The sequence below is a fragment of the Acidovorax sp. NN32 genome, from assembly GCF_057597245.1.
The window spans coordinates 815,760-837,448 of record NZ_CP199679.1 but is presented as its reverse complement, the minus strand read 5'-3'; the positions used below and the strand labels follow the sequence as shown (position 1 = coordinate 837,448).

Below are 21,689 nucleotides of genomic sequence, written 5' to 3'. Positions count from 1 at the left end.
TCCAATATTGGGGTACGCCGCTAGGGCTTATTGATTTGTTGCAGGCCTGCGCAGGCGGTCACCGATCGGTCCGGCTTTCACGGCCGCCGCACTTCCCGCTTCCAGCGGGCGCTCTACACGTTGGTCATCAGCTGACACAAAGAGAGCCTTGCGGCCATCAAAGGATTCAACTCGCCAGGGTTTGGTTTCCCCGGTGATCTTGAGGGTGCTGCCATCGGGGCGCTGCAAGATGGCCACACGCTCCTTGCCAGACTCAAATACTGCAGTGAGGCGCGCCTGCAGCAACTCCGTGACCAGACTGGTCTTTTTTTCTTCCACCGCCACCGGGCGCCGCGATGCCCACAACAAGGGACGCTCCACTGCCTGCTTCGCCCGGACCTTGATCACCGGGGGCATGGGCTCAACCTTTGGAAGATCGGGCCGGCGCGCTTGCGGCGGGTTCCAGCGCTCTTTTTCGGTATGCCACCAGTAAGCGCTCGCAGCCACAGCTACGGCACCCAGGACGGGGCCGACGTACCAGGGTTTGATCATGGCTTGGCCTTTTCTGGTGCCAAGGGGGCCTCCAGCTGCAAAGACAGGCGTGCATTTTGCGGACCCGCGCCGGAACTTGCCCCCTCACGCGTGATGTTCGCGGTGCGTACCCAGAAAGGAGGGCGGTGCGTCTGAAGACTTTCCATAAAACTCACCAACTTGACCCATTCACCATTCACGGTTGCCGTCAAGCGTATGCGCGCCAGCTTGCCATCCACCCCAGGTTCCAGTGCGACCTGGGACGAAACCAGCGTGCCGCCAGAAGCCATGATCATCTGGCGAAGCTTCTGCTGGATATCGTTTTGAGAAGTTTCGCCAGCAGGGTGCACCAGCGGGGCAACTGTACTGCTCGCAGCGCTGAGCAGGGTTTCGATTTCAGCGCCGGCGTTCACCACCCCTTCCAGGCGTTCGCTGCGGGGCTCCAGTTGTTGCAGGGCGTTGTTGTAACGCGCCCAGAGAGTGCTGTAAATCAGAGCGGCACAAGCCAAGGCGCCAACAAACAGCACCAGCAGCAAAACCATCGAATGACGGCGCCATACATTCATTTTCATGGTTTTGCTCCCTCGCCCCGCCAGCGCATTTCAAACGTGAAGCGCTCTTTATTCAGCGTGCCGTCGCGCACATTTGCCCCGGTGGCGCGCACATCCACCAAGCCAGGCTGGCGCCCTAGATGCCCAATAAGTTCGGTAGCGTTAGCCGTCAAGCCCGTGATCCGGATTTCGCTACCGTTGACTTCGATGCGATCGAGCCAGGTGTCGGCAGGAATAGCGGCGGAAAGCGCATCCACGACACTGGCGAGAGGCAGGTCCGTACTGATGTTCTTGCGAAGCTCTTCCGCCAGCTCTGCTTGGCGACGCAGTTCATCCATCTTCTGGCGCAAGGGAGCCGCCTTGGGCTCCAGCATGTTGACGTGCTCCACAGCGCGGACCACGGCCTGGCGCTTCAAGACCAGCGGCATGAGTGCCGGCAATGACAATGCTGCGAGCAGGACAAGCACCAGCCCCACCCCCAACCAATCCATCCAACGCTGGCGGCTGTACTGCTTTTGCCACGCCGCTGTACGGACGGGAAGCGCGCGCCCCTGGCGCATCAGATATACAGGGGCATTTTCGGCAAACCCGTGCTGAGTCAATTGCTCGGCCAGGGTGTTGCGTCGGCACATGCCCCACTCCACCATCCAACCACCTTGGGCTTGAGGTTCTGCCCACCATGCCGCCACAATCTGTTCCGGCGGCATGGGAGAGACCCGCCACAGGGCTTCTTCGACGCCGCCTGCCAACGAGCGCCGCGGCATATCCGGCAACTGCACGGTGCCCCAAAGACAGCCGGACTCCGGTACCAGCAGGCTGGAAGCCTTTCGGTTGTTGGCGCGCTTGCGGGCACGGGTTCCAATAATGGTCCAACGCCCTCCGTCGAACGCAATGGCTGCACTCGCGACTGCAGGCCAGGCGCCATGCTCCATGAGAACGCGCTTGAGATCACCGAAACCCCATGCCATTCGGTCCAGTGTTTTTTGCGCACGAAGAGATAGCTGCCCCCAACCTGTCATGGCTTGAATTCCTGTTCCGGCTTGTTTAAGCGGCGTGTCGGCTCCAAAGAGAGCGTTGTCCAGGGCGTCAGACCACCGGGACGCTCGCTGAGATCGATCCATGCCTCACGCTGCCACCAGCGATCACCTTCAGCCCGCACAAAAGCATTGAGGCGCACTGTCAGGCCGCCTCCAGCGCGGGCAGGCGAGAAAAATTCGGCTGCAGCTCCTGTCAAAAGCACGCCAGCCCGCGTTTCCTGTGGGGAGTTGTGAATGCGCGCCCCCAAACCTGGCTGTCCCGTGAGGACGTCGATCAGGGCGGGGGGGGCTGAATCGATTTCGATGCGTTGCTGCCCATTGATACCCAAGTGGGGCGCGATTATCTCATAGAGCTCAGATGTCATTCCCAGGACTGATCTCAGTTCCGAAAGGTCATCCAGCGCGCCATTTCGAGGCAGGGAGGGCCAGCCAGCAGCGCGGTATTGGGCAGCCTCAGCCCCGCCCACCCCACCTGGCGTGTCGTCAGGGTCGATGAAGTCCCGCACACGTGAGGTCAAGATGGCAGCCTCCCCCGAGGAGAGCCCTCCAGCTCTTTGAAAGAGCGCCTGCAGCAAAGCTTCGCTGGCGACATTAACGTCTACCAGCCCTCCAGAGGGCGTGATCTCCACCCAGATGTCATTCGACCCCATTGGCAAACGTTGAATGCGGTACCAACTGTCTGCGGTCTTTTCGGTCATCATTCGCTGCGCTGTCAGTTGGATCGCGGCGTCCAGCACGGACTCAGCGCGCAAGCGTTCCAAATCCAGCGCTGCGCGCTGCGTTTGCTGGCGAATCCCCCGTGAACTCGCCATCACCACCAATGACAAGGACGCCACCAGCCACAGCACCAGAATCAGCGCTGCGCCCCGGCTGCCGTGTTTCGACCGCTTCATCACCTTGCCCTCGCGAGAGGGAACACCAGAGGAGGCCAGTCTCCGCGCGCATCGGCAATTTCCACCCGGATACGTGCCGGGTACTGCGCTTTGGCAGAGTCCCATTGCTGAGTCCACTGACCCGTCAGACCGTCCTGGTAATGCCACTGAAGCGTTCGCACATCCGACAGAAGTGTTTCGCGCAAAGCCTTGCCCCAGTCCAGCGCCATCAGTGCTCCGTCATAAGGAACGGCTTCTACCGACAGATCGACGCGCCCATCGGCATGGCGCAGGGGGCTCATGCGAAATACATAGAGCCCCCCAGCATCCCCCCGCTCTGGCAATGGCGCCACCCAGATCGCACCCGCAGCATTTCCGCTAAAAAAATTCACAAAGATGTTTTCGTCGCGCCGACTCAACAAGCGCAGGGTGTCAAACTTGCGTCCCAGCCATTGGCTGACCACCAACATGCGTTCAGAGCGCTCAATGACACGCTGGTTGCGCTCCTCCGAACGCCCGATGACCCCCACGCCCGCAAACATCAAAGCGACCACTGCGGACGTCACGGCCAATGCGACCAGCAACTCCAACAAGGTAAAACCACGGGAGGTTTTTCGAAAAGAGTGGGTCATGGTGCGGACCTGTAGGGCTTCCATGTGGTCCATGTGACGGCCGTCACCCCATCTTTACTGACCTCTACGGTCACCCTTGCCGCACGCAAAGGTGGCCCAGCTACCGGGCGACCACTCTCGTCCATCATTTGGACCGGTTCGGGCGCCACCTGAATCCGCCAATTCCAATCACCCGCCCGCCCGGAATCCTGCCGCATCAAATCCTCTGCAAAGGTTCCAGCAGCCACTGCCGACCTGGCCACAAGAGAGGCCTCCACCCGAGCCTGTACATCCACCACATTCTTGGAGCCTTGCCCCACGCTGCGGTAAAGACTTGCCAGCGCAATGGAAGCAATTGCCATGGCGACCAAGGCCTCCAGCAAACTGAACCCCCGTTGATTCCGTGGCGCTCGCCTGAATGACTTGAAAATAGGATCAATCAGGGGCAACAGACAGCACGTCACGGTCATGACTGGGCCGCGACCATGGATTGCTCCACCGTCCCAAGGAGCCAGTTCACGCGAAAGCTGACGCCCTGCCCACCTCTTAGCACTGCAAGCCGCCCGCCACGTGCGCCGCCGTCGGAATTGAACACAAAAATAGGTTCTCCCACGGCAGTTGCAGTTTTGCCAGTCCGCGAATTGCGTTCAATCGCTTCCCACTGGACCACCAGTGATGCAGGCACCTCCAGGGCCAGGCGCCCGTCAACCACCAGCCTGCGAATGTCTGACTGGTAGGTCACGGTCACCGAACGGCCTTCCTGGACGCTGAGCGCACGCGCTTTGTTCAATTGGCTGGAAACATCCCGTACCGTCTGGTTGTAGCGTGACCGCTCCATGTACGCCTGCCCGCCCGCACCTACCACGGAGACAGTAATGGCAGCCAGCACCAGCACGACCAGCATCTCCAACAACGTGAAGCCACGGATGCGGAGGTCTGACGCCAACAAAGGGCGGCTCATGCGAAACAAGTCACCAGACGGCACTGGGGAGTGGAAAGCGCAACAGAGCGTCAGTTAAAAACGTCCGCGTTCTCACCGTCACCGCCCGGCTTGGCGTCGGACCCCAGAGAGAACACGTCGGGCCCGCCATTGCGTCCCGGGTTTTTGTACAAATAGGCGGCACCCCAAGGATCAGAAGGCAGGCCCTTCTTCAGGTAGGGACCATTCCATCCCTGGGCCGTTGCAGGCCGCTCTGCCAGGGCACGCAGCCCTTCCGCATCATTGGGATAACGGCCGACATCCAGCTTGAAAAGGTCCAGACTCTGCTCAATTTCCGAGATCTGAATGCGGGCCGTCTTGGACTTGGCACCGCCGAGTTGATCAAGCACCTTCGGGCCCACCAGCCCGGCAAGCAACGTCAGAATCACCAGAACCACCAGCAACTCAATCAGCGTGAACCCGGAGGAACGCTGCGCTCGCGCCATTGCTTTGTGTTCAAAATTCACTACATTCATTTCAAAATCTCTCAAATAATCCAGAATCAAATTGTGTCGTTGATCGACAAAACGCCACCCAGAATCGCAATAATAATGAAGGCAACCAAGGCCCCCAAAACAATAATAATCAAGGGCTCCATGGCTGCCAAAACACGCCCCATGGTACGCCGACCTTCATCCTCGTAACGATCTGCCAAACCCAGCAGAGTAATATCAAGCTGCCCTGTTTCCTCAGCAACCCGAATAAGCTGCGGGGTGCTGGATTTTCCAAAGTAAGGAGAGACAAACCCTGTGGAAAGTCGTTTGCCTGTTTTTACAATACCCACCAGAGGTTCAATATCCTTGCGCAATGCGGTATTGGTCAGTGTGTCCACAGCAATGCGCAACGCATCCACCATGGGTACACCGCGCTGCAGCAAGATGCCGAAGGTGCGGAAATAAATAGCAAACTGCAGATTCCGCAACACCTTGCCGAACAAGGGGAGGTCCAACAGCACACTGTCAACGCGCAACCGCCCCGCAGGCGTCGCGCCCCAGCGGGAGCCCAGGAACAAGACCACCGTCAAGCCTAACAGGATTGCCATCCAGTGCGAGCGGATCAGATCACTGAGATCGACCACCAAGCGCGTGGAGTAAGGCAGTTTGTCGCCCATGGAATCAAAAATTTCCCGAAACTGGGGAACCACAAATGCCAGGAGCATCACGACGGACAGCACCGCAACAATCAGCAAGATGACGGGGTACGTCATGGAGGAAATGACGTAGTTGCGAAGCTTGTCCTCTGCCTCCAGTTGCACCGTGAGTTCTTTCAGAACCACATGCAGCGAACCAGAAGTTTCCCCCGCCCGAATCAGAACCAGATATTGGCGCCCAAGATCCCGCTCAAACGGCAGCAGCGACTGGTACAGAGACTTACCGCCACGCACCCCTTCCTCGACCTTGGCAATGAACGCTTTCAGCCGCTCCGTGTTGGCCGTCTCCTTGAGCATGACCAGCGCCTTGTCCAGCGGCATGTTGGCCTGCTTGAGGTGGGCCATCTCGCGGCTGAACAAAAGGATCTCGCCACGTTTGAGCTTGCCTCCCCGGCTTTGCGGCTCATCTTGGGCAACTGCTGCCGACTCGTCTGCAATACGAACCGGCGTCACGCCCTGCCCAATGAGTCGCAGTCGCGCGGTCTCCACGTTCAGCGCGCGGATCGTCCCCTGGCAGGCCTTGCCATCGGACGTGATTCCATCGTATTGAAATTCAATCATTTTGACGCGCAACGCGCAGGACTTCTTCCGCAGTCGTCAGACCTTTGAAGACCTTGGTGGCGCCATCCTGCAACAAGTTCCCCCCGGCATAGGCGCCATCTCCGCCCCCCAACGAAGAACCTCTTTCGAGCACCACTTTTTTTACGTCTTCTGACATTACCAGCAATTCATGAACAGCCAACCGCCCTCGGTAGCCGGTCCCCCGGCATGCAGAACAACCGACGGACCGATAGATGACCTGGCCCTCCTCCATGGCCATGCCCAGGGAGGCTGCGGCAGCCTGCGCCTGGTCCGGCAGCAACGGCGCTTTGCATTCCTCACACAGCTTGCGCACCAGGCGCTGCGCCAGCACGCCAATGACGGACGCCGTGATCAGATAGGGCTCCACCCCCATGTTGATGAGCCGCACGATGGCCCCGAGCGCGCTGTTGGTGTGTAGGGTGGACATGACCAAGTGGCCCGTCAATGCCGCCTGGACCGCAATTTCAGCGGTTTCGCCATCGCGCATTTCCCCGATCATGATCACATCAGGATCCTGGCGGAGAAAGGATCGCAGCACCTTCGCAAAGGTCAGCCCGATCTGGGGCTGGACCTGCACCTGGTTGAGCCATTGCAGCCGGTACTCGACCGGATCTTCCACCGTCAGAATCTTGAGGTTCTCTCCCTCCAGTTCCTGCATGGAGGCATACAGCGTGGTGGACTTCCCGGAGCCTGTGGGACCTGTCACCAGAAAGATCCCATGCGGCACGCTGAGCAGCTGACGCATGGTTTTCAAAGTGGGTGGCGTGAAGTGCAGGCTCTCCAACGAGAGCAGGTCGAAGTTCTTTTCCAGCAAGCGCATGACGACCGATTCGCCAAACATGGTGGGAATGGTGGACACGCGAGAGTCCATTTCCTTGCCATGCACGCGCAGCTTGGTGCGCCCGTCCTGCGGCATCCGGCGTTCCGCAATGTCCAGCTGCGAAAGGATCTTGATGCGGGACACCACAGCGGGGGCATCCTTGTTATCAATCTCGTCAATGGGGTACAGCTCGCCGTCCACCCGTATCCGGACCACCGATTTTTCTTCGTAGGTTTCGATGTGAATGTCGGAGGCCTGGGCCGCCACGGCCTGGGAGAGGATATGGCTCACGCGCTGGATGATGGGGGCCTCCGAGGCCATGTCCCTCAGGTGCTCGATGAATTCCGAAGCCTCAAACTGGTCCGCAACGGCTTCTCCTTCCGGCTCCGACTCCTGGACGTACCAGGCATTGAGCTGACTGGATATTTCAGACTCCAGGCCAAAAAAGACCCTGGGCACATCCCCAAAGACCAGGCGCAATGCATCGCGCAATGCCGCGCTCTTCGGATCTACCGACGCGAAATCCGGCGTGGACTCAGCGTCCTCTGCATTTCCCAAAGGAAGCAGGTTGTTGGCCAGCAAAAAGCTGGTGTTCAGCCGCGAAGTTTCCGGCTTTTCCTTCGGGAAAGCGTCCTGACGCACCAAAGGCAATCCGGCCTGCCGGGACAGTGCGGAGTAGACATCCACCTCAGACACCAGCCCCAGACTGATCAGCAGGCGCCCCAGGCGACCGCCCATGGAACGCTGGACCTCTAGCGCCCTCTCCAGGTCATTGCGCGACAATTTCTGGTCCGCAAGGAGCATCTCACCGAGCCTGGGCGCAGCGATATCGACGCTTTCCACTTCACCAATTTCAGCCGAGAGCTTCATTACCAACGCCTTTGAACATTCTTCCAACCACCCAATACCCGGGCCCGACTTGTCTCACTCGGGCGGAGTGAATCACTTGAACCACAGCAAACAGCGGCTTAATCGATCCAATTCGGGGCCCACATAATATTCGCGATACCCAAAAATTCTCGCCCTCAGAGGCCCATCCCTCCACGCAAGGTATTCTGACACGTAGCCTTCATCCAGCCCCAAGGCGCGCAATCGCAGCTGCAGCGCCTGCGCCTGCAGATAGGTAGCCCCACCCAGCCCCCGGACACGCCGGACGATCCCCTGGCCATTCGTCAACAGCCGGAGCAAACGCGTCTTCAGGCTACGATCCTTGGCGCCTACCTGGTTGGCGCCATGCTGGCGATACAGGATCAGCGGGGTTGGCACAAAACGCCTATGGCCGCTTCCACTCACCAGGCCACACCACCAGTCGTGCATGATGGTTTCCTGCGGGAGGGGCAAGGCCATTCGCAACAGGGTGCGGTTCACCATCATCGTGCATCCCGTCACCTGGTTCACGCTGAGCAGCGAAAGTGGCGAGCACTGCAGAGGGTCCATACGTTGGTACGTGGCGAAGGACTCCGAAATCACGCCCAAGTGCTCATCCACCACCGTCAGGTCGGAGTGCACCAGACAAGGCAATTCCGCACCACCCTCTTGCTCCATTCGCACCATTTCTTGGAGACACAGCTCGATTTTCGGAGGGAGCCAGACATCGTCCTGGTCCGAGAAAGCAACCCAAGCAGCCACACCATCATGCAGGCTGGCCACCATGAGATTCTCAAAGTTTCGGACCAGCCCTTGCCCATGGTGGGGATTGGGTACAAGTACCAAACGCTCTCCAAAGCGCACCCGGTAGCTCTCCAGGACTGCAAGCGTGTCATCCGAAGACCCGTCATCGCTGACGAGGAGGCGGAAATTCTGGTGGGTCTGGGCCAACAGCGAATCGAGCTGGGCACGGAGATACTTCGCCCCGTTGTACGTGGCCAGCAGCACATCCACCAACGGTGACTGCGATGGTGCAGCCCCGCCCGCCCCTCCGCGTGAGGCCAATCGAAGAGTCGGCTCAGTCACACGGTCCCCGTGCTGGTTGTTGCAGCGCTGTGGGGCCGGCATTCTGAAAGCATCAGCGCCTCGTAGGCATCTGCGATGCCCTCCCAGGTGTAGTGCTCCGCCACGATATCGCGGGCGCGCTGGCTTCGCTGCGGCAGCATGGCGTCCGACTGGCCAACCACTAGGTCCAGGCTGCGAGCGAGTTGCTCGGGGGTTGCAAAGTAGTCGGCCGCATCGCGTGCCACTTCGCGGTTGAACGGGTTGTCATGCGCAATGACCCAGTTTCCGCAGGCCAGTGCCTCGAGCAGCGAAGGGTTCGTCCCCCCCACCGAGTGCCCGTGCAGGTAACAGGCCGCATGTACACGCAAGCTTGCAAGCTGCCCGGTGTCGTAGATGCCCCCCACGAAACGCACGCGGTCGCTGGCATGTTGCCTCAGCAGTTGCTGGTAGGCCGTGGCACCGGACACATCCCCTACGATGACCAACGGCCAGTCACCGCCGTGCATCTCATAGCCTTGAACGATTTCAAGGATATGGTTTTCCGGCTCCGGGCGCGCCACGACCAGCATGTAGCGGCGGGGCTTCAGCCCCCAGGCAGAAAGCACGGAAGGGTCCACGTCCCGGTCCTGCACCAGTTCGGCGCCGTAGGCTATGAAGCTCGACGGAGCCCCCTTGGGATAAGTCTCGCGGAACCGCTGTGCAATGGCCTCGGCATCGGCGATGAGGCGCGTGGCCACCCGGCTGGCCACCCACTCCATACAGCGCAGGTAGATGCGTGCAACCCTCCCCCATTTGCTGCGGGCCCACTCCAGTCCGTCCACATTGATCCAGACCGGAACCCCAAAAACCCGGGGCCACCAGCAGGCCCAGGCAGCGCCATACCCCAGCATGTAGACCAGGTCGTACCCCCGCCGGGCGTCCCACAGGCAGGCACAGTCGTAGGCTAGGACCGATGCAGCTCCCCACCGGGGCCGACGTTTGTGGCGCACGCGAACACCTTGGTAGAAGGTGTCTTCGACGGACGACTCGCTGGTCTCTGCATACACAGTGACCTCGTGGCCACGCTCCACCAGGCGTATCGAGAGTTGTTCGGCAAAGGTTTCGAACCCCCCATAGCTCGCGGGGATGCCCCTGGCTCCCAACAGAGCGATCCGCAGCTTGGCAGGGCGGTCCGGAGATCCGCCCGTTGCACGCCCCTGCGCCGTCGTCAAAGGTCTGCCTCAGCGAACCAGCGCCCCGCCTGATCCTTCGCCGAAAGCTGAATGGCGGCCTCCACGGCTGGCCAGGCGATGGCAAGCTGTGGATCGTCCCAGCGAATGCAGCGCTCATGCTCCGGGCTGTAGTAGTCGGTGGTCTTGTAAAGGAAGTCCGCCGATTCGGACAACACCAGAAAACCGTGAGCAAGCCCCGGCGGCACCCAAAGCTGCCGGTGGTTGTCTTCGGTCAACAGGGCCCCCACCCACTGGCCAAAGGTGGGTGACCCCTTGCGAATATCCACCGCCACATCAAACACAGCGCCACGCACCACGCGCACGAGCTTGCCCTGCGCCCTGGGGGGCAACTGGTAGTGCAGGCCCCGCAACACACCCTGGCTGCTGCGGCTGTGGTTGTCCTGCACAAAATCGCACTGGACACCCGTGGCCTCCCGGAAGGCCTGCTGGTTGAAGCTTTCGTAGAAAAAACCACGGCTATCGCCGAACACCTTGGGCTCAAGGAGGACAACGTCTGGGATGGATTGCCGGATGGAGTGCATGGGGGATCAATAGACTTTGTCGTTCAGCAAACGCTGGAGGTACTGGCCGTAGCCGTTCTTGGCAAGAGGTTGTGCCAGGCGCTGCAACTGGGCACTGTCGATCCAGCCGGCGCGCCAGGCAATTTCCTCGGGGCAGGCAATCTTGAGGCCCTGGCGATGCTCCAGCGTCGCAATGAACTGGCTGGCCTCCAGCAGGCTTTCATGGGTGCCAGTATCCAGCCAGGCATAGCCGCGGCCCATGATCTCGACATTGAGCTGCCCCTGCTCCAGGTACAGCCGGTTCAGGTCGGTGATTTCCAGTTCGCCGCGTGGCGATGGCTTCAAGCTCCGGGCCATCTGCGCAACCTGGTTGTCGTAGAAGTAGAGGCCTGTGACGGCATAGCTGCTCTTGGGCTGAGCAGGTTTTTCCTCCAACGACAACACCTTGCCCTGGGCATCGAACTCGGCCACACCGTAACGCTCCGGGTCGTGCACATGGTAGGCAAACACGCTGGCACCCGCAGAGCGCTGTTGAGCGTTGCCCAGCAGTTCATGGAAATCGTGCCCGTAGAAGATGTTGTCTCCCAGCACCAGGGCGCTCGGAGCCCCATCCAGAAAAGACTCCCCGATCACAAACGCCTGCGCCAAGCCGTCCGGGCTGGGCTGCACCGCGTATTGCAGGTTCAAGCCCCATTGGCTTCCATCCCCCAGCAGCTGGGCAAAACGCGGCGTGTCCTGCGGGGTGCTGATAACCAGGATGTCCCGGATGCCCGCCAGCATCAGCGTGCTGAGCGGGTAATAGATCATGGGCTTGTCGTAAACGGGCAGCAGTTGTTTGCTGATGGCCAGCGTGGCCGGGTGCAGCCGGGTGCCGGAGCCTCCTGCGAGGATGATGCCTTTGCGTTGCGTCATGGTCTGGGGTCCGTTCAAAGAATTTCCGTGAGCATGCGCGCCACGCCCTGTTGCCAATGGGGCATCTGCAAACCGAAGGTGGACTGCAGCTTGTGGGTACCCAGGCGCGAGTTATGGGGGCGCACGGCCGGTGTGGGAAATGCGCTTGTGGGCACAGGCGCGACCTCTTTTGCTATTATTTTTGTAGCTATTTGCGCTTTCTGGGCTTGCGTCAGCACGTATTTTGCATACTGATTCCAGTTGGTCTCGCCCGCAGCCACGCAGTGGTACAGGCCTGCATCCTGCGGGTGCTGCTGCAGGTGGCGCAGCGCGTGGGCGGTCACATCGGCCAGCAGGTCGGCACCGGTGGGCGCACCCCATTGGTCATCAATCACCGTCAGCCGCTCACGCTCTTGCGCCAGCCGCAGCATGGTCTTGGCGAAGTTGCCGCCGCGTGCTGCGTAGACCCAGCTGGTGCGCAGGATCAGGTGTTTGGCGCCCGCCTCTGCAATGAGCTGCTCGCCTTCGAGCTTGGTGCGACCGTAAACGCTCAGCGGGGCGGGTGTATCGGTCTCCACCCAGGGGCGGCTGCCGCTGCCATCGAAAACATAGTCCGTGCTGTAGTGCACGAGCCAAGCACCCAGCTTCGCGGCCTCCTGCGCAAGGGCTCCGGGCGTGGTGGCGTTGAGGGTGCGGGCAAACTCGGCTTCGCTCTCAGCTTTGTCCACGGCCGTGTGGGCGGCGGCATTGACGATGACATCGGGGCGCAGGGCGCGCACCGTTTCAGCCACGCCGGCGGGGTTGGAAAAGTCACCGCAGTGCTCGGTGCTGTCGAAGTCCAACGCCGTGACGGAGCCCAGCACCGACAGGCTGCGCTGCAGCTCCCAGCCGACCTGGCCACCCTTGCCAAACAGCAGGATGTTCATGCAGTGGCGCCCGTCACAGCCGCAGCGGAGGCCTCCTGCGCATACTGGGTCTGGACCCAGTCGCGGTAGGCGCCGGTCTGCACGCTGGCCACCCAGTCCGCATGGTCCAGGTACCACTGCACGGTCTTGCGGATGCCGGTGTCGAAGGTCTCGGCGGGCTTCCAGCCCAGCTCGCGCTCGATCTTGCGCGCGTCGATGGCGTAGCGGCGGTCGTGGCCGGGGCGGTCCTTCACGTACGTGATCTGCGCCTTGTAGCTCTGTCCATCAGCACGGGGGCGCAGCTCGTCGAGCAGGCTGCAGACCATGTTCACGATCTCGATGTTGGGCTTCTCGTTCCAGCCACCCACGTTGTAGGTCTCACCGGGCGCGCCGGCCTCCAGCACGCGGCGGATGGCGCTGCAGTGGTCCTTTACGTAGAGCCAGTCGCGCACCTGCATGCCATCGCCATACACGGGCAGGTTCTTGCCAGCCAGAGCGTTGACGATCATCAGCGGGATCAGCTTTTCGGGGAAGTGGTAGGGCCCGTAGTTGTTGCTGCAATTGGTGGTGAGCACCGGCAGGCCATAGGTGTGGTGCCAAGCGCGCACCAGGTGGTCGCTGGCGGCCTTGCTGGCGCTGTAAGGGCTGTTGGGCTCAAAGCCACGCGTCTCGGCGAAGGCCGGGTCGGTGGGGGCCAGCGATCCGTAGACCTCGTCGGTGGACACATGCAGGAAGCGGAAGGCGGCACGTTCGCCCTCGGGCAGCGCGCTCCAGTAGGCACGCACGGCCTCCAGCAGGCGGAACGAGCCCACGATGTTGGTCTGGATGAAATCCTCGGGGCCATGGATGGAGCGATCCACATGCGATTCAGCCGCGAAGTTGACCACGGCGCGGGGCTTGTGCTCGGCCAGCAGGCGGGCCACCAGGGCGGTGTCGCCGATGTCGCCCTGCACAAAGATGTGGCGCGCGTCACCCTGCACGCTGTCCAGGTTGTGCAGGTTGCCCGCGTAGGTGAGCTTGTCGAGGTTGACCACGGGCTCGCTGGAGGCAGCAAGCCAGTCAAGAACGAAGTTGGCGCCGATGAAACCCGCGCCGCCAGTAACCAGAATCATAGGGAGGGCCGTGTGAAATGCCTGCTCGGCAGAACCCACGATTATCCCACCCCGCCCGGCCCCCGGGTAACAGAGTTCAACGCGGGTATTTCTGCCCGGGCCGGCGGGTCATCAGAAGTGGATGCCTCGCATCATCTGCTGCAGCGCCACGGCCTCGGCCGACAGCTGCGGCTTGGCGTCCTTGCTGCCCTTGGCGGCGGTGGAGTCTGGGAACATGCGAAAGCTCGTGTTCATGGTGATCTGCGCCACGCGTGGCACCAGCGCGTGCAGCAGCTGGCCGGTGATGCCCAGCCGCGTGGCGATGCGCACCGGCTTGAAGATGCAGGCCTGGGCGATCATGTCCGCCGCCTCCTCGGGGCTCAGCGTGGGCACGTTGTTGTAGATCTTGGTGGGCGCAATCATGGGCGTGCGCACCAGGGGCATGTTGATGGTGGTGAAGGTGATGCCCTGGTCGGCAAACTCGCTGGAGGCACAGCGCGTCCACGCGTCCAGTGCCGCCTTGCTGGCCACATAGGCCGAAAAGCGGGGCGCATTGGTCAGCACGCCGATGGAGCTGATGTTGACCACATGGCCCTTGCGCTTAGCCACCATGCCGGGCAGAAAGCCCATGGTCACGCGCAGGCAGCCGAAATAGTTGAGCTGCATGGTGCGCTCGTAGTCGTGGAAGCGGTCGTAGCTCGACTCGATGGCGCGGCGGATGGAGCGGCCCGCGTTGTTGATGAGGAAGTCCACACCGCCGTGGTTGTCGATGAGCAACTGCACAAAACGGTCGCAGTCGGTCATGTCGGCAATGTCCGCCGAGTAAGCGATGAATTGGTAGCCCTTGGCCTTGGCCTCCGAGCACGCCTCGTCGAGCTTGTCCTGGTCACGCCCGCAGATGATGGTGGTCGCACCCGCCTCAGCAAACTTGTGCGCTGCCGCCAGCCCAATGCCGGACGATCCGCCGGTGATCAGCACCACCTTGCCAGCCACCGTGCCCTTGAGCGTGCGGTCAATGAACAGCTCGGGGTCCAGGTTGCGCTCCCAGTAGTCCCACAGCCGCCAGGCGTAGTCCTTCAGATTGGGGCAGGTGACGCCGGAGCCCTTGAGCGCGGCCAACGTTTCGCGGCAATCAAAGCGCGTGGGGTAGTTCACGAAGGTGAGCATGTCCTCGGGCAGGCCCAGGTCCTTCATCACCGCGTTGCGCACGCGGCGCACGGGCGCCAGTGCCATCAGGCTCTTCTTCACGCTCTTGGGGATGAAGCCCAGCAACGCGGCGTTGACGAACAGGTTCATGCGCGGCGCATGGGCTGCGCGGCTGAAGATATCGAGCACATCGCCCACGCGGTAGCCCACCGGGTCCACCAGGTGGTAGCACTTCTTGGTGATGTCCTTCTGGTGGCTGATGACGTTGAGGGCGTTCACAACAAAGTCCACCGGCACGATGTTCACGCGCCCGCCCTCCAGGCCCACGGTGGGCATCCAGGGCGGCAGCAGCTGGCGCAGGCGCTGGATGAGCTTGAAGAAGTAGTAGGGTCCGTCGATCTTGTCCATCTCGCCGGTCTGGCTGTCGCCCACCACCATGGCCGGGCGGTACACCGTCCAGGGCACCTTGCAGTCCTGGCGCACGATCTTTTCGCTCTCGTGTTTGGTCTGGAAGTACGGGTGGTCCAGGCCCTCGGCTTCCTCGAACATGTCTTCGCGGAACACGCCTTCGTACAGCCCGGCAGCCGCGATGGAGGAGACATGGTGGAAATGCCCGGCATCAATCGCCTTGGCCAGGTCCACCGTGTTGCGCGTTCCCTCGATGTTCACGGCCACCTGGGTTTCTTCGTCAGCAGAGAGGTCGTACACCGCCGCCAGGTGGTAGAAATGGTCGATCTGGCCTTTGAGCTTCTTCACGTCGTCTGCCGCCACGCCCAGCTTCTTCGCGGTGAGATCGCCAAACACAGGGACCGCACGCGTAGGCCCGACACCCCAGAAGCTGCGCAGGTCGGCCACCTTGTCCGCACTTTCCTTGCGGATCAGGAAATGCACCACCGCCCCCTTGCGCTCCAGCAGCTTCTTGACCAGCCGCTTGCCAATGAACCCCGTTGCCCCCGTCACGAAATACTGCATGGATAACTCCTCTGAGATAGCTTCATTCTTGCCCAAGGCCTGCGCGCACCGATTCAGCAGAAACCCGCGCCGATGCTAGGCGGCCAGCGAACGCCCCCGCTAGATGGCACGCTCTACATTTTTAGGAGCGCGCGCCTACACCTGTCGCGCCGTGCGGCGTACAGTGCGGCCATGCGTCGAAGGCAACCCGCCCCGGCAAACCCAACCAACCGCACAACGGAGGCCCCATGGTCAAGAAACTGCAGAAACTCAGCGCCGACAAAAAGAAGAGCAACGCCCAACTGTCCAGCACCGTCAAGGACTCCGCCCAGCAGATCTGGCTGGCAGGCCTGGGTGCCTTCTCCAAGGCACAGGAAGAAGGCGGCAAGGTGTTTGAAGCCCTGGTCAAGGAAGGCCTGACCATCCAGCGCAAGACCCAGGCCGTGGCCGAAGAAAAGATCACCGAAGCCACCAGCCGCGTGACCACCATGGCCAGCGACATCGGCTCCAAGGCCCAGGGCCAGTGGGACAAGCTCGAAAACATCTTTGAAGACCGCGTGGCCAAGGCCCTCGCCAAGCTGGGCGTGCCCTCGGCCCGCGACCTGGAAGCCCTGAGCGCCCGTGTGGACGCCCTGGCCAAGGGCGGCAAGGCCGCACCCGCCAAAGCTGCTGCCAAGGCAGCCACCAAGCCTGCAGCCAAGGCCCCCGCCAAGAAGGCAGTGGCAAAGAAGGCGGCTCCTGCAAAGGCCGCCGCCAAGCCCGCAGCCAAGGCCCCCGCCAAGAAGGCTGCGGCCAAAAAGACCGCGACACGTGCCGCTGCCGACGCAGCCACCAGCACGCCATCGGCCAGCTGATCACGGCTTGCCACCGGCAAGCACCCAGCCCGCTCCAAGCGGTCCACGCGCCAAGGCGTTTGGACCGCTTTTCTTTTTTTGGTGAAACCCATGAAGTGCGCTACAAGCAGCCTAGGTACTGCATACACACCCCGCGTTCATGTCGCACTGCAGCATGACCGTGTGGGTTAGAGTAGCCATCAGAGACAACGCAACAACGACGCCAAACGACGCGAAGGGGCCCGCACACATGGTGAAGAAAGCGCCACGCCGCACCGCAGAACGCATTCTGGAAGTGACGCTGGACCTGTTCAACCGGTTCGGTGAGCCCAACGTCTCCACCACCCTGATCTCGGCCGAGCTGCGCATCAGCCCCGGCAACCTGTACTACCACTACCCGGCCAAGGACGAGCTGATCAACGCGCTGTTTGATCGCTACGAAACCTCGCTGACCGAACTGCTGGCCGCCGCCGATGGTGTGCGCAATGTGGAGGACGCCTGGTTCTTCATGCACTCGCTGTTCGAGCTGATCTGGCAGTACCGTTTCCTGTACCGCGATCTCAACGACCTGCTGTCCAAGAACCGGCGCCTGGAAACCCACTTCCAGGCCATCCTCAAGAACAAGACCCGCGCCGTGCGCGCCATGCTCGACGGTATGGGCCGCGCTGATGCACTGCACATCGACTCGCGCGAACTGGAGGCCACCGCCACCAGCATGGTCGTGGTGCTCACTTACTGGCTGAGCTTCGAATACGTGCGCGACCCACGCCGTGCACTGGAGCCCGAAAGCGCCCAGGCCGCGCTGCTGCGCGGAGCCCACCATGTGCTGAACCTGCTCATGCCCTACCTCGAAAGCGGCCAGCGCGCCCACCTGCTGCAGCTGGTCGGCGCCTACGCACCAGCGCCAGGCTGATACACGGCCCACCCGCCACAGACACCCACCAACAAGAACTTCCGGAGACACACACCATGGCCAAATGGACCCCCTTCCCCCACGCTGGCGACTACCAATTTGACGCTGCGAGCGTCAAGAAGCATTGGGCACGACTGCATGGCGGTGATGCCGAACCCTGCCCCAAGGAGGCTGCCGTGCTGGAAGCCTGGGCGCTGTTCCACAACGGTGATTTTGAGAAAGCTGCGGCAGCGGGCCTGACTGCCGGTGGCGCGGGTATCACTGCCGCCAACAAGGCCACCTCCATCTATGCCAACTACCTGGAGCCGAAGGAGAAGGCGCGCCTGGATCTGTTCATGCAGGTGGCCGAACGGGCGGAGGCCCAGGCCGCCAAGGAGCCCGACAACGCCAACGCCTGGTACTGGCACGCCTACGCACTGGGCCGCTACAGCCAGGGCATCAGCGTGGCCAAGGCGCTGGCGCAGGGCTTGGGTGGCAAGGTGAAGGACTCGCTGGAGAAGGCCATTGCCCTGTCGCCCAAACACGCCGATGCGCGCATTGCGCTGGGCGCCTTCCATGCCGAGGTGATCGACAAGGTGGGCTCGCTGATTGGCGGCATGACCTATGGCGCCAAGAAGGACACGGGCCTCAAGCTGTTTCAGGAAGCCCTCAAGCTCAACCCGGGATCGGCCATCGCGATGATCGAGTACGCCAATGCGCTCGTCATGCTGGAGGGCGACAAGAAAATGCAGGAAGCCACCGCGCTCTACGAAAAGGCCGCCGCCGCTGAACCCATGGATGCCATGGAGCGGCTGGATGTGGAGATGGCGCGGGCTGAACTGGAAGAAGAGTAAGAGGCATCCCCCTGAGCGGCTTTGCCGCTTCCCCCTTCTCTCGACTGGCTACGCCATTCGGGAAGGGGGACGACACCCTCGCTGCGGGACGGCCCTTGCTCGGTGTCTCTGGCTTGCGCAGCGCCAGTTTTGCACAGAGGTTTGCAGTAGATTGCCGTGTCGCGCTGCTATGGATGCGGAGCTCAAAAGCCCTCAGCCCCCAAACCGCTGCGCGGCAATCTCCAGCAGCCCGTCAAAAATCAGGTTGTCCACCAGCTCGAACGGCCGTGTCATGCTGGGCGCCATCTTCCATCCGGCGCCGCCGGTCATGATGCAGGCGGGCTCCTGGCCACAGTGCTGCAGCAGGTGCTGGTACATGCGCTCCACGGCACCGGCGATGGCGTAGGTGCCGCCGCTGGTCAGTGCATCGCTGGTGTTGGTGGGGAACGGGCGCACTTCACCCGTGGGCACATGCAGGCCGGCGGTGCCCGATTCGAGCGCGCGCAGCATGATGCCGTGGCCGGGCAGGATCAGGCCGCCCATGAAGCGGCCCTCGGTGTCGATGCACTCCACCGTCACGGCCGTGCCCACCATCACCACCACCAGCGGCCGCGCCGGGCCACGTGCCAACACATGGTGGCGCGCGCCGATCATGGCCACCCAGCGGTCCGAGCCCAGGCGCGAGGGATGGTCGTAGCCGTTGGTGAGCCCCGCCTCATGCGCCGAGGACACCACCCACGAGGGGGTGACATCCCAGATTTCCATCTGCTCTTGCACGCGGCGTTTGACGGCATCGCCCGCCACCACGCAGCCCAGCATGCGCTCCGGGTGGGGCAGCGACTCCCAGCTACCTTCAGCCAGGCGGTCGATGTGGTCGAGAAACTCGGCGCCATGCGCAATGAGCGCAGCCCCGGGGCGGGGAGCGTCGTACAACGCCCATTTGAGACGGGTGTTACCGACGTCGATGGCCAGGAAAGTCATGCGGCGGATTATCCCGAGTTTTGCGATGCACCCCTGCCCGAGGGCGACAGCCCCCGGTTGCATCACCCCTGCCCGCCCACAAATTGTGAAAAATCGTGTCGCGCCCGTGTCCGACACGACGCAGCCGCCCATTACCGCTACAGTGGTCCTTCCTGTTTCTGCAACATTAGGAGGTACGACATGGGTCTTTTCAGTTTCATCAAGGAAGCCGGCGAAAAGCTGTTCGGCGGCAAAGAAGCACAGGCCGCCACGGCAGCAGCCCCCACGCAAGATGAACTCAACGCCAAGGCATCCAAGGCCATCGAGACCTACATCGCGTCCCAGAACCTGGGCGCCAGCAATGTGCAGGTGGCCTTTGAAGGACCGGAAGGCAAAGTTACCGTGAAGGGCACAGCCCCTACGCAGGCGGCCAAGGAAAAAGTCACCCTGTGCTGCGGCAATGTGGCCAGCGTGACAAGCGTCGAGAACCTGATGGATGTGACCAACCCCGAGCCCGAAGCCCAGTACCACGACGTGGTGCGCGGCGACACTCTGAGCGCCATTGCCAAGAAGTTCTATGGCGACGCCAACAAGTACCCCGTGATCTTCGAGGCCAACAAGCCGATGCTGAGCCACCCCGACAAGATCTACCCCGGCCAGAAACTCCGAATCCCGCAGGCGAAGTAACCTCCTGAGTCGCCTGCGGCGCCTTTCCCCCAAGGGAAACACACCCGGTGGCCCGGCAAAGCCGGTTCCACGGGTGCGCTGGCCTGAGTTGGGTGTATACCGACGCCCCATACGAACGGAACGCCGGGGCAAGTCAAGCTTTAGAGCCAGCTGCCAGCGCTTATCTATAAAGCGCTGGCAGCTATTTTTTTGGGAGCATCAACCCTGCTTCCACGGCAGGCCGTGAAAACGCCAGCCGCCCTTTTTGCCGCGCTGACCCTGCGCATCGGCGTCGCCCTCAAAACCTTCCAGGATGTTGTAGGCCGTGATGCCCAGCTCAGTAGCGCGGCGCGCGGCGGCGATGGAGCGCACGCCGCTGCGGCACAGCAGCACAGCCCGGGCGCCCTCAGGCACGGCAGTGCGCATCTGCGCATCAAAATCCGCGTTCATGGCCATGCCCGGCCACTGCTTCCACGCCACGGCGATGGCGCCGGGCACCTGCCCCACCCATTCACGTTCGGCGTCGCTGCGCACATCCACCAGCACGGCCTGTCCGGCCTGTACCCACTGCCAGGCCTGCTGGGGCGTCACGTCACCGGCATAGCCGTCGGCGGGAGAAACGGAGGAGAGCGTATTTGTCATGGTTTGGATCCTTTCTGTGCACTAGGCAAAACGTTTGAACTGGGCGCGACCAGTGCGAGGGACGCAAGCCAAGGGCCGCCCCGCAGCGAGGGCGTCGTCCCCCTAGGGCGAAGGCGCCGCAGGCGACTCAGGGGGATTCACCACAAAGGCGCGGGCTCATCCCGCAAGCGGCTGCGCAGCTGCGCATAGTCGGGCATCACGGTGGCCACGGTGTCCCAGAAGCGCGGACTGTGGTCCATCACGCGCAGGTGGGCCAGCTCGTGCGCCACCACGTAGTCGATGATGGCCGGGCGGTAGTGCAGCAGGCGCCAGTTCAGGCGGATGGAGCCGTCGGCCTTGGCACTGCCCCAGCGGGTGTTGGCGCTCGACAGGCGCAGGCTGGCCCAGCGCACACCCAGCAGCGGGGCGAAATGGTCGAGCCGGGCCGTGAAGTGGCGGCGCGCGTCACGCATGAGCCAGGCCTGCACGGCGTCGCGGATCTGCTCGGGGCTGGCGCTGTGGGGCAGGCCGATGTGCAGGCTGGGTGGCACCACGTCGGCGCCCGCCACCAGCGCACCGCCTTTGCCCGCAAAACCGTGGCTCGGGTCCAGCACCACGGTCAAAGGCTCACCCAGATAGGGCAACACAGCGCCATCGGCCCAGGCAATGCGACCGCCTTCCATGCGCTGGTGGCGCTCGCGCGCCTCAGACAGCTTGCGCAGGATCCATTCGGACTTCTCGCGCAGCGCAGAATCCACGCCCGACAGGGTGACCCAGCTGGGCGCACGTACCGACAGTCCATCGGCCCCCACGGTAAAGCCGATGGTGCGGCGCCGCGCGCGCTGCAACGCATAGGCCACGACGGCATCGCCCAGCAGCACTTCGCGGCTGGCCTGCGGGTGGCGGAATTCGGCCGGGGACAGCAGAGATGGCAGCGGTACAGCAGGCACAGCAGGCCGATTCACTACTGTTTTAGGAGCTACTGGCGCTTTCCCATCCAGCGCTGGGGGCAGTTTTGACTTGGAACCTGCAGCCTTCACCCCCGGCGCCGCAGCCGGTCCTGCCGGTGCGACCGGCGGGTCGAAAAAGTCGAGCGCCAACTGCACAAGCCGCTGCATCACGCT

Annotated in this window: 24 protein-coding genes; 4 read left to right on the top strand and 20 right to left on the bottom strand. The window is 62.3% G+C overall.

All coding sequences use genetic code 11. From position 1 onward, the window contains the following. Nucleotides 1-27 precede the first annotated feature (27 nt). The 17 genes from ACT89O_RS03925 to ACT89O_RS03845 all read right to left on the bottom strand — a co-directional run bounded on the left by ACT89O_RS03925 (nt 28) and on the right by ACT89O_RS03845 (nt 15,781). Nucleotides 28-531 (bottom strand): hypothetical protein, encoded by a 504-nt coding sequence (locus ACT89O_RS03925; protein WP_228897412.1) that lies wholly within the window; start codon nt 529-531, stop codon nt 28-30. Beyond that, entirely contained in the window at nt 528-1,082 is a 555-nt protein-coding gene (gene gspM / locus ACT89O_RS03920) for a type II secretion system protein GspM (protein ID WP_487261888.1), read from the bottom strand. The genes ACT89O_RS03925 and gspM overlap by 4 nt, the downstream gene beginning before the upstream one ends. Next, on the bottom strand, nt 1,079-2,080 hold the full coding sequence (locus ACT89O_RS03915; protein ID WP_487261887.1) for a PilN domain-containing protein: 1,002 nt from the start codon (nt 2,078-2,080) through the stop codon (nt 1,079-1,081). The genes gspM and ACT89O_RS03915 overlap by 4 nt, the downstream gene beginning before the upstream one ends. Continuing rightward, nucleotides 2,077-2,991: a type II secretion system minor pseudopilin gene (locus ACT89O_RS03910; RefSeq protein ID WP_487261886.1), complete on the bottom strand. Its 915-nt coding sequence runs from the start codon at nt 2,989-2,991 to the stop codon at nt 2,077-2,079. The genes ACT89O_RS03915 and ACT89O_RS03910 overlap by 4 nt, the downstream gene beginning before the upstream one ends. Further along, nucleotides 2,991-3,602 carry a prepilin-type N-terminal cleavage/methylation domain-containing protein gene (locus tag ACT89O_RS03905; protein ID WP_121507613.1) on the bottom strand — a complete coding sequence of 204 codons (612 nt, stop codon included), beginning with the start codon at nt 3,600-3,602 and terminating at the stop codon, nt 2,991-2,993. The genes ACT89O_RS03910 and ACT89O_RS03905 overlap by 1 nt, the downstream gene beginning before the upstream one ends. Next, nucleotides 3,599-4,051, bottom strand: a complete 453-nt coding sequence (locus ACT89O_RS03900) for a type IV pilus modification PilV family protein (RefSeq protein ID WP_487261885.1) — start codon at nt 4,049-4,051, stop codon at nt 3,599-3,601. The genes ACT89O_RS03905 and ACT89O_RS03900 overlap by 4 nt, the downstream gene beginning before the upstream one ends. Continuing rightward, nucleotides 4,048-4,542, bottom strand: coding sequence for a GspH/FimT family pseudopilin (locus ACT89O_RS03895; protein WP_121422234.1), 495 nt, complete (start codon nt 4,540-4,542; stop codon nt 4,048-4,050). Before ACT89O_RS03895 ends, ACT89O_RS03900 begins: the two co-directional genes overlap by 4 nt. A gap of 50 nt (nt 4,543-4,592) precedes the next feature. Continuing rightward, nucleotides 4,593-5,036 (bottom strand): type II secretion system major pseudopilin GspG, encoded by a 444-nt coding sequence (gspG, locus tag ACT89O_RS03890; RefSeq protein ID WP_055396821.1) that lies wholly within the window; start codon nt 5,034-5,036, stop codon nt 4,593-4,595. A 26-nt stretch (nt 5,037-5,062) separates the two neighbouring features. Further along, nucleotides 5,063-6,271: a type II secretion system F family protein gene (locus ACT89O_RS03885; protein WP_121422233.1), complete on the bottom strand. Its 1,209-nt coding sequence runs from the start codon at nt 6,269-6,271 to the stop codon at nt 5,063-5,065. Continuing rightward, nucleotides 6,264-7,982, bottom strand: coding sequence for a GspE/PulE family protein (locus tag ACT89O_RS03880; RefSeq protein ID WP_487261884.1), 1,719 nt, complete (start codon nt 7,980-7,982; stop codon nt 6,264-6,266). The genes ACT89O_RS03885 and ACT89O_RS03880 overlap by 8 nt, the downstream gene beginning before the upstream one ends. 72 nt (nt 7,983-8,054) lie before the next feature. After that, nucleotides 8,055-8,993 (bottom strand): glycosyltransferase family 2 protein, encoded by a 939-nt coding sequence (locus ACT89O_RS03875; protein WP_228897417.1) that lies wholly within the window; start codon nt 8,991-8,993, stop codon nt 8,055-8,057. 68 nt (nt 8,994-9,061) lie between these two features. After that, nucleotides 9,062-10,255 (bottom strand): DUF1972 domain-containing protein, encoded by a 1,194-nt coding sequence (locus ACT89O_RS03870; RefSeq protein WP_487261883.1) that lies wholly within the window; start codon nt 10,253-10,255, stop codon nt 9,062-9,064. Further along, on the bottom strand, nt 10,252-10,797 hold the full coding sequence (gene rfbC / locus ACT89O_RS03865) for a dTDP-4-dehydrorhamnose 3,5-epimerase (protein ID WP_431151801.1): 546 nt from the start codon (nt 10,795-10,797) through the stop codon (nt 10,252-10,254). The genes ACT89O_RS03870 and rfbC overlap by 4 nt, the downstream gene beginning before the upstream one ends. Before the next feature lie 6 nt (nt 10,798-10,803). After that, entirely contained in the window at nt 10,804-11,688 is an 885-nt protein-coding gene (gene rfbA / locus ACT89O_RS03860) for a glucose-1-phosphate thymidylyltransferase RfbA (protein ID WP_055396830.1), read from the bottom strand. A 14-nt stretch (nt 11,689-11,702) separates the two neighbouring features. Then, nucleotides 11,703-12,593, bottom strand: a complete 891-nt coding sequence (rfbD, locus tag ACT89O_RS03855; RefSeq protein ID WP_487261882.1) for a dTDP-4-dehydrorhamnose reductase — start codon at nt 12,591-12,593, stop codon at nt 11,703-11,705. Then, nucleotides 12,590-13,684: a dTDP-glucose 4,6-dehydratase gene (gene rfbB / locus ACT89O_RS03850; protein WP_487261881.1), complete on the bottom strand. Its 1,095-nt coding sequence runs from the start codon at nt 13,682-13,684 to the stop codon at nt 12,590-12,592. The genes rfbD and rfbB overlap by 4 nt, the downstream gene beginning before the upstream one ends. Nucleotides 13,685-13,795: 111 nt before the next feature. Next, on the bottom strand, nt 13,796-15,781 hold the full coding sequence (locus tag ACT89O_RS03845; RefSeq protein WP_487261880.1) for an SDR family oxidoreductase: 1,986 nt from the start codon (nt 15,779-15,781) through the stop codon (nt 13,796-13,798). Between the two features lie 227 nt (nt 15,782-16,008). On the opposite strand from ACT89O_RS03845, the gene ACT89O_RS03840 reads away from it, so the two are divergent. The 3 genes from ACT89O_RS03840 (at nt 16,009) to ACT89O_RS03830 (ending at nt 18,339) form a co-directional block, all read left to right on the top strand. Continuing rightward, nucleotides 16,009-16,614: a phasin family protein gene (locus ACT89O_RS03840; RefSeq protein ID WP_487261879.1), complete on the top strand. Its 606-nt coding sequence runs from the start codon at nt 16,009-16,011 to the stop codon at nt 16,612-16,614. A 229-nt stretch (nt 16,615-16,843) separates the two neighbouring features. Continuing rightward, nucleotides 16,844-17,506 (top strand): TetR/AcrR family transcriptional regulator, encoded by a 663-nt coding sequence (locus tag ACT89O_RS03835; RefSeq protein ID WP_121422226.1) that lies wholly within the window; start codon nt 16,844-16,846, stop codon nt 17,504-17,506. Between the two features lie 56 nt (nt 17,507-17,562). Further along, nucleotides 17,563-18,339, top strand: coding sequence for a tetratricopeptide repeat protein (locus tag ACT89O_RS03830; RefSeq protein ID WP_228897424.1), 777 nt, complete (start codon nt 17,563-17,565; stop codon nt 18,337-18,339). A 192-nt stretch (nt 18,340-18,531) separates the two neighbouring features. Here the strand turns inward: ACT89O_RS03830 and ACT89O_RS03825 are convergent, their stop codons facing one another. Further along, entirely contained in the window at nt 18,532-19,299 is a 768-nt protein-coding gene (locus ACT89O_RS03825) for a type III pantothenate kinase (RefSeq protein WP_487261878.1), read from the bottom strand. Between the two features lie 180 nt (nt 19,300-19,479). Here ACT89O_RS03825 and lysM point away from each other — a divergent pair, with 180 nt between their 5' ends. Next, nucleotides 19,480-19,965, top strand: a complete 486-nt coding sequence (lysM, locus tag ACT89O_RS03820; RefSeq protein ID WP_055396847.1) for a peptidoglycan-binding protein LysM — start codon at nt 19,480-19,482, stop codon at nt 19,963-19,965. Nucleotides 19,966-20,163: 198 nt separating this feature from the next. Here the strand turns inward: lysM and ACT89O_RS03815 are convergent, their stop codons facing one another. Together ACT89O_RS03815 and ACT89O_RS03810 are read right to left on the bottom strand one after the other, a co-directional pair. Further along, nucleotides 20,164-20,586: a rhodanese-like domain-containing protein gene (locus ACT89O_RS03815; RefSeq protein ID WP_487256886.1), complete on the bottom strand. Its 423-nt coding sequence runs from the start codon at nt 20,584-20,586 to the stop codon at nt 20,164-20,166. A gap of 137 nt (nt 20,587-20,723) precedes the next feature. Next, entirely contained in the window at nt 20,724-21,683 is a 960-nt protein-coding gene (locus tag ACT89O_RS03810; protein WP_487262816.1) for a M48 family metallopeptidase, read from the bottom strand. Nucleotides 21,684-21,689: the final 6 nt, after the last annotated feature.

Coding starts and splice junctions, on each gene's coding strand:
- ACT89O_RS03835 (WP_121422226.1), top strand. CDS start 16,844: ATGGTGAAGAAAGCGCCACGCCGCACCGCAGAACGCATTCTGGAAGTG.
- rfbC (WP_431151801.1), bottom strand. CDS start 10,797: ATGCACTCCATCCGGCAATCCATCCCAGACGTTGTCCTCCTTGAGCCC.
- lysM (WP_055396847.1), top strand. CDS start 19,480: ATGGGTCTTTTCAGTTTCATCAAGGAAGCCGGCGAAAAGCTGTTCGGC.
- ACT89O_RS03815 (WP_487256886.1), bottom strand. CDS start 20,586: ATGACAAATACGCTCTCCTCCGTTTCTCCCGCCGACGGCTATGCCGGT.
- gspG (WP_055396821.1), bottom strand. CDS start 5,036: ATGAATGTAGTGAATTTTGAACACAAAGCAATGGCGCGAGCGCAGCGT.
- ACT89O_RS03900 (WP_487261885.1), bottom strand. CDS start 4,051: ATGACCGTGACGTGCTGTCTGTTGCCCCTGATTGATCCTATTTTCAAG.
- rfbD (WP_487261882.1), bottom strand. CDS start 12,593: ATGAACATCCTGCTGTTTGGCAAGGGTGGCCAGGTCGGCTGGGAGCTG.
- ACT89O_RS03905 (WP_121507613.1), bottom strand. CDS start 3,602: ATGACCCACTCTTTTCGAAAAACCTCCCGTGGTTTTACCTTGTTGGAG.
- ACT89O_RS03910 (WP_487261886.1), bottom strand. CDS start 2,991: ATGAAGCGGTCGAAACACGGCAGCCGGGGCGCAGCGCTGATTCTGGTG.
- gspM (WP_487261888.1), bottom strand. CDS start 1,082: ATGAAAATGAATGTATGGCGCCGTCATTCGATGGTTTTGCTGCTGGTG.
- ACT89O_RS03915 (WP_487261887.1), bottom strand. CDS start 2,080: ATGACAGGTTGGGGGCAGCTATCTCTTCGTGCGCAAAAAACACTGGAC.
- rfbB (WP_487261881.1), bottom strand. CDS start 13,684: ATGATTCTGGTTACTGGCGGCGCGGGTTTCATCGGCGCCAACTTCGTT.
- ACT89O_RS03925 (WP_228897412.1), bottom strand. CDS start 531: ATGATCAAACCCTGGTACGTCGGCCCCGTCCTGGGTGCCGTAGCTGTG.
- ACT89O_RS03845 (WP_487261880.1), bottom strand. CDS start 15,781: ATGCAGTATTTCGTGACGGGGGCAACGGGGTTCATTGGCAAGCGGCTG.
- ACT89O_RS03885 (WP_121422233.1), bottom strand. CDS start 6,271: ATGATTGAATTTCAATACGATGGAATCACGTCCGATGGCAAGGCCTGC.
- ACT89O_RS03810 (WP_487262816.1), bottom strand. CDS start 21,683: ATGCAGCGGCTTGTGCAGTTGGCGCTCGACTTTTTCGACCCGCCGGTC.
- ACT89O_RS03825 (WP_487261878.1), bottom strand. CDS start 19,299: ATGACTTTCCTGGCCATCGACGTCGGTAACACCCGTCTCAAATGGGCG.
- ACT89O_RS03880 (WP_487261884.1), bottom strand. CDS start 7,982: ATGAAGCTCTCGGCTGAAATTGGTGAAGTGGAAAGCGTCGATATCGCT.
- rfbA (WP_055396830.1), bottom strand. CDS start 11,688: ATGACGCAACGCAAAGGCATCATCCTCGCAGGAGGCTCCGGCACCCGG.
- ACT89O_RS03830 (WP_228897424.1), top strand. CDS start 17,563: ATGGCCAAATGGACCCCCTTCCCCCACGCTGGCGACTACCAATTTGAC.
- ACT89O_RS03840 (WP_487261879.1), top strand. CDS start 16,009: ATGGTCAAGAAACTGCAGAAACTCAGCGCCGACAAAAAGAAGAGCAAC.
- ACT89O_RS03895 (WP_121422234.1), bottom strand. CDS start 4,542: ATGAGCCGCCCTTTGTTGGCGTCAGACCTCCGCATCCGTGGCTTCACG.